The sequence below is a fragment of the Microbacterium enclense genome, assembly GCF_004022425.1.
Classification (GTDB): Bacteria; Actinomycetota; Actinomycetes; order Actinomycetales; family Microbacteriaceae; genus Microbacterium; species Microbacterium enclense_A.
In genome coordinates, this window is record NZ_RBZY01000090.1 from 1 (window position 1) to 7,201 (window position 7,201).

Genomic DNA, 7,201 nt, shown 5'->3' on the forward strand with positions numbered 1-7,201 from the left:
ATCCCGGTCATCATGAAGGCCATGCTCGAGGAGGGCCTCCTGCACGGTGACGCGCTCACCGTCACGGGCAAGACCCTGGCCGAGAACCTCGCCGACCTGAACCCCGACCCGGTCGACGGCAACGTCATCCACCGCTTCGACGACCCGATCCACGCCACCGGCGGCATCACGATCCTCCACGGGTCGCTCGCTCCCGAGGGCGCCGTCGTCAAGACCGCCGGCTTCGACGCCTCGGTGTTCGAGGGCCCCGCGCGCGTGTTCGAGCGCGAACGCGCCGCCATGGACGCCCTCGAGGCCGGCGACATCCAGGCCGGCGACGTCATCGTCATCCGTTACGAAGGCCCCAAGGGCGGCCCCGGTATGCGCGAGATGCTCGCGATCACCGCCGCCATCAAGGGCGCGGGCCTCGGAAAAGATGTACTACTCTTGACGGACGGTCGATTCTCAGGCGGCACAACCGGCCTCTGCATCGGCCACATAGCTCCCGAAGCGGTGGACGCAGGTCCGATCGCCTTCGTGCGCGATGGTGATCTGATACGGGTCGATATCGCCGCTCGCACTCTCGACTTGATCGTCGATGAGGCCGAGCTGAGTTCCCGCCGCGAAGGCTGGGAACCGCTTCCCCCGCGCTATACCCGTGGCGTCCTGGCCAAGTATTCGAAGCTCGTGCACTCCGCTGCGGAAGGCGCGGTCACGGGCTGACGGCCGTCCCCCTCTCACCCCCCATCTGGTTCCGAGGTCCCACCATGTCCGTCGATTCCGCCACGGCCGTTCCCCGGCCCCCCGCTCGCACCGCTCCGGCGCCCGTGCTCACGGGCGCCCAGGCGGTCGTCCGTTCGCTCGATCTGCTCGGTGTCACCGACGTGTTCGGTCTGCCGGGTGGGGCGATCATGCCCGTCTACGATCCGCTCATGGACGACGAGAACGTCCGCCACATCCTCGTCCGGCACGAGCAGGGCGCCGGTCACGCCGCCGAGGGCTATGCCGCGGCTTCGGGTCGCGTCGGCGTCGCCATTGCGACCTCCGGTCCCGGTGCCACCAACCTCGTCACCGCGATCGCCGACGCCTACATGGACTCGGTGCCGCTCGTGTGCATCACCGGCCAGGTCTTCTCGACCCTCATGGGAACGGATGCCTTCCAGGAGGCCGACATCGTCGGCATCACGATGCCCATCACGAAGCACTCGTTCCTGGTGAAGTCCGCCGAGGAGATCCCCGGCGCCATCGCTGCGGCGTTCGAGATCGCATCCACCGGTCGTCCCGGTCCCGTGCTCGTCGACATCACGAAGGACGCGCAGCAGAACTCGGCGCCGTTCGTCTGGCCGCCCAAGATCGAGCTGCCCGGCTACCGTCCCGTGACGAAGGCCCACGGCAAGCAGATCCAGGCCGCGGCGCACCTCATCGCGAACGCGAAGAAGCCCGTGCTGTACGTCGGCGGCGGAGTCATCCGTGCGAAGGCGTCCGCGGAGCTCAAGACGTTCGCCGAGGCGACCGGCGCTCCGCTGGTCACGACGCTCATGGCGCGCGGCGCGTTCCCCGACTCGCACGAGCAGCATCTCGGCATGCCCGGCATGCACGGCACGGTGCCCGCGGTCCTCGCTCTGCAGGACAGCGATCTGATCGTGTCGCTCGGCGCGCGCTTCGACGACCGCGTCACGGGCAAGGCGGCGTTGTTCGCCCCGAACGCCCAGGTCGTGCACGTCGACATCGATCCGGCCGAGATCTCCAAGATCCGCACCGCGGACGTTCCGATCGTGGGCGACCTCAAAGAGGTGCTCGTCGACCTGGATGCCGCCTTCCGGCAGGCGGCATCCGAGACCGAGGTCGACTATTCCGAGTGGTGGGCGTTCCTCAACGGCCTGCGCGAGGAGTTCCCGCTCGGCTACACGCCGACGACCGACGGTCTGCTCTCGCCCCAGCACGTGATCCAGCGGATCGGCGAGCTGACCGGACCGGAGGCCATCTACGCCGCGGGCGTCGGCCAGCACCAGATGTGGGCGGCGCAGTTCATCAAGTACGAGCGCCCCAACGCGTGGCTCAACTCCGGCGGCGCCGGCACCATGGGCTACTCGGTCCCCGCCGCGATGGGCGCCAAGGTGGCCGAGCCCGAGCGCGTCGTGTGGGCGATCGATGGCGACGGCTGCTTCCAGATGACCAACCAGGAGCTCGCCACCTGCGTCATCGACGACATCCCGATCAAGGTCGCGATCATCAACAACTCGTCCCTCGGCATGGTGCGCCAGTGGCAGACGCTGTTCTTCGACGGTCGCCACTCCAACACCGACCTGAACACGGGGCACGGGACGCGTCGCATCCCCGACTTCGTCAAGCTCGCCGAGGCCTACGGGTGCCTCGCGATCCGGGTCGAGAAGGAGGACGAGATCGACGGCGCGATCGAGCTGGCTCTGGCCACCAACGACCGCCCCGTCGTGATCGACTTCGTCGTGAGCGCGGACGCCATGGTGTGGCCGATGGTGCCGCAGGGCGTCAGCAACAGCTACGTCCAGTACGCCCGCGATCACTCGCCCGCCTTCGCCGAACAGGAGGACTGAGATGTCTCGTCACGTTCTGAGTCTTCTCGTCGAGGACAAGCCGGGTTTGCTGACCCGCGTCGCCGGTCTCTTCGCCCGTCGTGGCTTCAACATCGAATCCCTCGCCGTGGGTGTCACCGAGGTGCCGGGCCTGTCCCGCATCACGGTGGTGGTCGACGTCGAGGGCTTGCCGCTCGAGCAGGTGACGAAGCAGCTCAACAAGCTGATCAACGTCATCAAGATCGTCGAGCTCGACGCGGCCAGTTCCGTGCAGCGCGAGCACGTGCTCGTGAAGGTGCGCGCCGACAACGCCAGCCGGTCCAACGTGCTCGAGGTCGTGAACCTCTTCCGGGCATCGGTGGTCGACTACGCGACCGACGCCCTCGTGATCGAGATCACGGGCGACTCGGGCAAGGTCGGAGCCTTCCTCAAGGCCATCGAACCGTTCGGTGTGAAGGAGCTCGCGCAGTCGGGCCTGCTCGCCGTCGGCCGCGGCGGCAAGAGCATCACCGAGCGCGTCCTGCGCGGTTGACCCTTCTCGTACTTTCCACACACCCGGTCCCCGCCGCGGGACCTGTATCCAAGGAGAAAGCATCCCCATGGCAGAGATCTTCTACGACGACGACGCCGACCTCTCGATCATCCAGGGCAAGAAGGTCGCGATCGTCGGCTACGGCTCGCAGGGCCACGCGCACGCGCAGAACCTCCGCGACTCTGGCGTCCAGGTCGTCATCGCGCTGAAGGACGGCTCGAAGTCTGCCACCAAGGCGCAGGAGGACGGCTTCGAGGTCAAGAACGTCGCCGACGCGACCGAGTGGGCCGACCTGATCATGATCCTGGCTCCCGACCAGCACCAGCGGTCGATCTTCGCCGACTCGATCAAGGACAAGCTGACCGAGGGCAAGACGCTCGCCTTCGCGCACGGATTCAACATCCGCTTCGGCTATATCGACGCCCCCGAGGGTGTTGACGTCATCCTCGTCGCCCCCAAGGCCCCCGGACACACCGTGCGTCGCGAGTACGTCGCGGGTCGTGGCATCCCGGACATCATCGCCGTCGAGCGCGATGCCTCGGGCTCCGCATGGGACACCGCCCTGTCCTACGCGAAGGCCATCGGCGGCACCCGCGCCGGCGTCATCAAGACGACCTTCACCGAGGAGACCGAGACCGACCTGTTCGGTGAGCAGTCCGTCCTGTGCGGTGGCATGAGCCACCTCGTGCAGTACGGCTTCGAGACCCTCACCGAGGCCGGCTACCAGCCCGAGATCGCCTACTTCGAGGTGCTGCACGAGCTGAAGCTCATCGTCGACCTCATGTGGGAGGGTGGCATCGCCAAGCAGCGCTGGTCCATCTCCGACACGGCCGAGTACGGCGACTACGTCTCCGGCCCCCGCGTGATCTCGCCCGAGGTCAAGGAGAACATGAAGGCCGTTCTCGCCGACATCCAGTCGGGCGCGTTCGCCGAGCGCTTCATCGCGGACCAGGACAACGGCGCCCCCGAGTTCCTTGCGCTCCGTGAGAAGGAGCAGGGTCACCCGATCGAGGCGACCGGCAAGGAGCTGCGCGGTCTGTTCGCGTGGAAGCAGCAGGACAGCGACTACGTCGAGGGCTCTGCCGCGCGCTGATCCTCGTCGCGAACGCCCCGGAACCGTCGTCGGTCCCGGGGCGTTCGCGTTGCGGCGGGGCGTCACCCCGGTGTCCGGGGCTGCCGCTACCGTGGACGCGTGAGCACTCCGCGCGACGACGACGCCCTTTCGTGGGGCGGTGACGACGATCCCACGCTCGACGTGGGCGAGAAGCGCGCGCCCGAGCCCGGTGCCGACGCGCTCGAGCCCGAGCCGTTGCAGCCCGCTCCGGCGCCCCGGTCCGCCCCGGCGCCTCAGCCCGCCCACCCGCGAGCGGCGTCGGACGAGCGGCATCCCGAACCGTCGGCCGAAGCCTCGGACGACCGGGATGCCACTACCTCGGGGTCGCTCGGCAATGTCGGACTCGTGGGCATCGGCATGGTGGCCGCGACCTTCCTGCTGTTCGCGATCGGTTGGCTGGTCGCCGGTTTCCGTCTGCGTGACGCCGGGCTCCCGATCCCCGATGTGACGGTCGTGGCGTTGACGATCGGCGCCGGTCTCGCCCCTCTCGTGTGGTTCGTGACGGTGCTCGCGCTCACCCGCGGCCGGCGGACGTGGCAGCGGTTCTTGATGCTGATCCTCGGCATCGTGCTGCTCGTCCCCTGGCCGTTCCTGTCGTTGGGAGTCCTCGCATGAGCACGACCGCCGCTCGCCCACGCCGACTGCCGACGTGGCTCGTCGTCATGATCGCCGGCGTGTTCGGGCTGTTCTACGCCTTCGTCGTGTGGAGCTCGGTCGCGCTGCTCGTGCAACAGGCGTCCGGTGCCCTCGGTCTCAACGGTCTGGGGTGGTTCGTCTACATCCTGCCGATCGTCTTCCCCCTCGTCGCCTTCGGTGTGTCTTTCGCCCTCGGTGCCCGCCGCGGCGCCGGGGAGTTCTCGCTCGCGCTCCTCACGGGGCTGACACTGTCCGCTGCGTTCTGGCTTGCGATCGTGGGATACGGCGCGACCTCGTACAGTCTCTACGGCGGCTGAGAGTCCGGTCGGGCCGTCACACGGTCGGGAAGGCCGTGCACGCCGCGCTAGGCTGACAGACGGCCCGCACGGGTCGCGCGCCCGGCTCGCGTCGGCGACGTGCGGCGGTGCGCGCCGATCCCGTGCACCGTTTCGAAGGACTCATCCGTGACGAAGCCCGTCGTGCTCATCGCCGAAGAACTCTCTCCCGCCACGATCGACGCGCTCGGCCCCGACTTCGACGTGCGCCACGTCGACGGGACCGACCGCCCCGCGCTGCTCTCGGCCCTCGCCGGTGCGCACGCGGTGCTGGTGCGCTCGGCCACCAAGATCGACGCCGAGGCCATCGCGGCTGCGCCGGTGCTGAAGGTCGTGGCCCGTGCCGGGGTCGGGCTGGACAACGTCGACATCAAGTCGGCGACCGCGGCCGGGGTCATGGTCGTCAACGCGCCCACGTCGAACATCATCTCGGCAGCCGAGCTGACGGTCGGACACGTCCTGAGCCTCGCGCGTCGCATCCCCGCCGCCCACGCCTCGCTCGCGCAGGGCCTGTGGAAGCGCAGCTCGTTCACGGGAACCGAACTCTTCGAGAAGACGATCGGCATCATCGGTCTCGGGCGCATCGGCGCGTTGATCGCCGCGCGTCTGCAGGCTTTCGACATGCGCGTGATCGCCTACGACCCGTACGTCACCGCCACCCGTGCACAGCAGCTCGGCGTGCAGCTGGTGTCGCTCGACGACCTTCTCGAACAGAGCGACTTCGTCACCATCCACATGCCGAAGACGCCCGAGACCACGGGCATGATCGGCACGGAGCAGCTGCGCCGGATGAAGTCCTCGGCCTACGTCATCAACGTCGCCCGCGGCGGGCTGATCGATGAGGATGCGCTCTTCGAGGCGCTCACCTCGGGCGAGATCGCCGGTGCCGGCCTCGACGTCTTCTCGACGGAGCCGCCCGCAGAGGACGGTCCCGCCCGCAAGCTCCTTGATCTGCCGAACGTCGTGGTCACCCCCCACCTCGGCGCCAGCACCGACGAGGCCCAGGAGAAGGCGGGCGTCTCGGTCGCGCGCTCGGTCAAGCTCGCCCTCGAGGGCGACCTGGTCCCGGATGCCGTGAATGTGGCGGGCGGCGCGATCGACCCGTTCGTCCGCCCCGGTATCGCCCTGGTGGAGATGCTCGGCCAGTTCTTCAGCGGCCTCGCCGACAGTGCCCTGTCGAGCCTGGACATCGAGGTGCGCGGCGAGCTCGCAGAGTACGACGTCAGCGTTTACCGCCTCGCCGCCCTCAAGGGCATCTTCAGCCGCATCGTCAGCGAGACGGTCTCCTATGTCAACGCGCCGCTGTTCGCCGAGCAGCGCGGTGTCGAGACCCGCCTGATCGTCGAGGCCGACAGCCCCCTGTACCGCAACATCACGATCCTGCGCGGCACGCTCGCAGACGGTTCGACCCTCGAGGTCGCGGGAACCCTGGCGGGGACCCGCATGGTGCCGAAGGTCGTCGGCATCAACGGTTACGAGATCGAGGTCCCGATCGAGACGCACCACATCGTGATGCGGTACGCCGACCGTCCCGGCATCGTCGCGATCTACGGTCAGAAGCTCGGCGAGGCCGGCATCAACATCGCGGGCCTGCAGGTCGCCCGGCCGGATGCCACGGGTCGCGCGCTCTCGGTCCTCACGGTCGACTCGCCCGTGCCCGATCAGATCCTGGATGCCATGCGCCAGGCCGTCAATGCCGACCTCTTCCGTCAGATCGAGATCGTCGAGAGCTGACGTTCGTCGTCGTTCCGGGCGAGGGGGTCGCGGGAGCGGCCCCCTCCTCGCGTTTCCGAGGAACTCTGTGTCACGGTCCTTCGCGTGCCGCGGGCGGCGTCCCGGTCGCCGATCTCAGGTCGTCGCGGCGACGACGGCCGAGATGAGTGCGTCGAGGTCGGCACCCTCGAGCGTCGGGCCCGGGAGAGCGTTGAGGTCGAGCACCGCGTTGAAGTAGAGCCCGTCGCTCACGAGTAGGACCATCTGCAGTGCCGTCTCGTTCCGCGTGTGCGGACGCAGACTGTCTTCCCAGAGCTCCCGCACGCGCCGCAGGCTCCCC

At 68.4% G+C, this 7,201-nt stretch carries 7 protein-coding genes and 1 pseudogene; 7 read left to right on the forward strand and 1 reads right to left on the reverse strand.

Features of this window, described 5'->3' with window-relative positions; translation table 11 throughout:
- The 7 genes from D8Y23_RS15620 to serA form a co-directional block, all read left to right on the forward strand.
- A partial coding sequence (locus D8Y23_RS15620) for a dihydroxy-acid dehydratase (RefSeq protein ID WP_205797328.1) occupies positions 1-702 on the forward strand: 702 nt, incomplete at its 5' end.
- 44 nt (positions 703-746) lie between these two features.
- On the forward strand, positions 747-2,552 hold the full coding sequence (locus tag D8Y23_RS15625; RefSeq protein ID WP_128218979.1) for an acetolactate synthase large subunit: 1,806 nt from the start codon (positions 747-749) through the stop codon (positions 2,550-2,552).
- Position 2,553: 1 nt separating this feature from the next.
- A complete protein-coding gene (gene ilvN / locus D8Y23_RS15630) occupies positions 2,554-3,063 on the forward strand; it encodes an acetolactate synthase small subunit (protein ID WP_128218980.1) in 510 nt (169 codons plus the stop codon).
- 67 nt (positions 3,064-3,130) lie between these two features.
- Positions 3,131-4,156 (forward strand): ketol-acid reductoisomerase, encoded by a 1,026-nt coding sequence (gene ilvC, locus D8Y23_RS15635; protein WP_128218981.1) that lies wholly within the window; start codon positions 3,131-3,133, stop codon positions 4,154-4,156.
- A 99-nt stretch (positions 4,157-4,255) separates the two neighbouring features.
- The gene (locus D8Y23_RS15640; RefSeq protein WP_128218982.1) at positions 4,256-4,792 is read left to right on the forward strand and encodes a DNA polymerase III subunit gamma/tau; all 537 of its coding nucleotides are present in this window, start codon (positions 4,256-4,258) and stop codon (positions 4,790-4,792) included.
- A complete protein-coding gene (locus tag D8Y23_RS15645; RefSeq protein WP_128218983.1) occupies positions 4,789-5,130 on the forward strand; it encodes a bacitracin resistance protein in 342 nt (113 codons plus the stop codon). Before D8Y23_RS15640 ends, D8Y23_RS15645 begins: the two co-directional genes overlap by 4 nt.
- 147 nt (positions 5,131-5,277) lie before the next feature.
- Positions 5,278-6,882 carry a phosphoglycerate dehydrogenase gene (gene serA / locus D8Y23_RS15650; RefSeq protein ID WP_128218984.1) on the forward strand — a complete coding sequence of 535 codons (1,605 nt, stop codon included), beginning with the start codon at positions 5,278-5,280 and terminating at the stop codon, positions 6,880-6,882.
- Between the two features lie 114 nt (positions 6,883-6,996).
- Here the strand turns inward: serA and D8Y23_RS15655 are convergent.
- Positions 6,997-7,201 (reverse strand): annotated as a pseudogene (locus D8Y23_RS15655) (TetR/AcrR family transcriptional regulator); the annotation flags it as partial.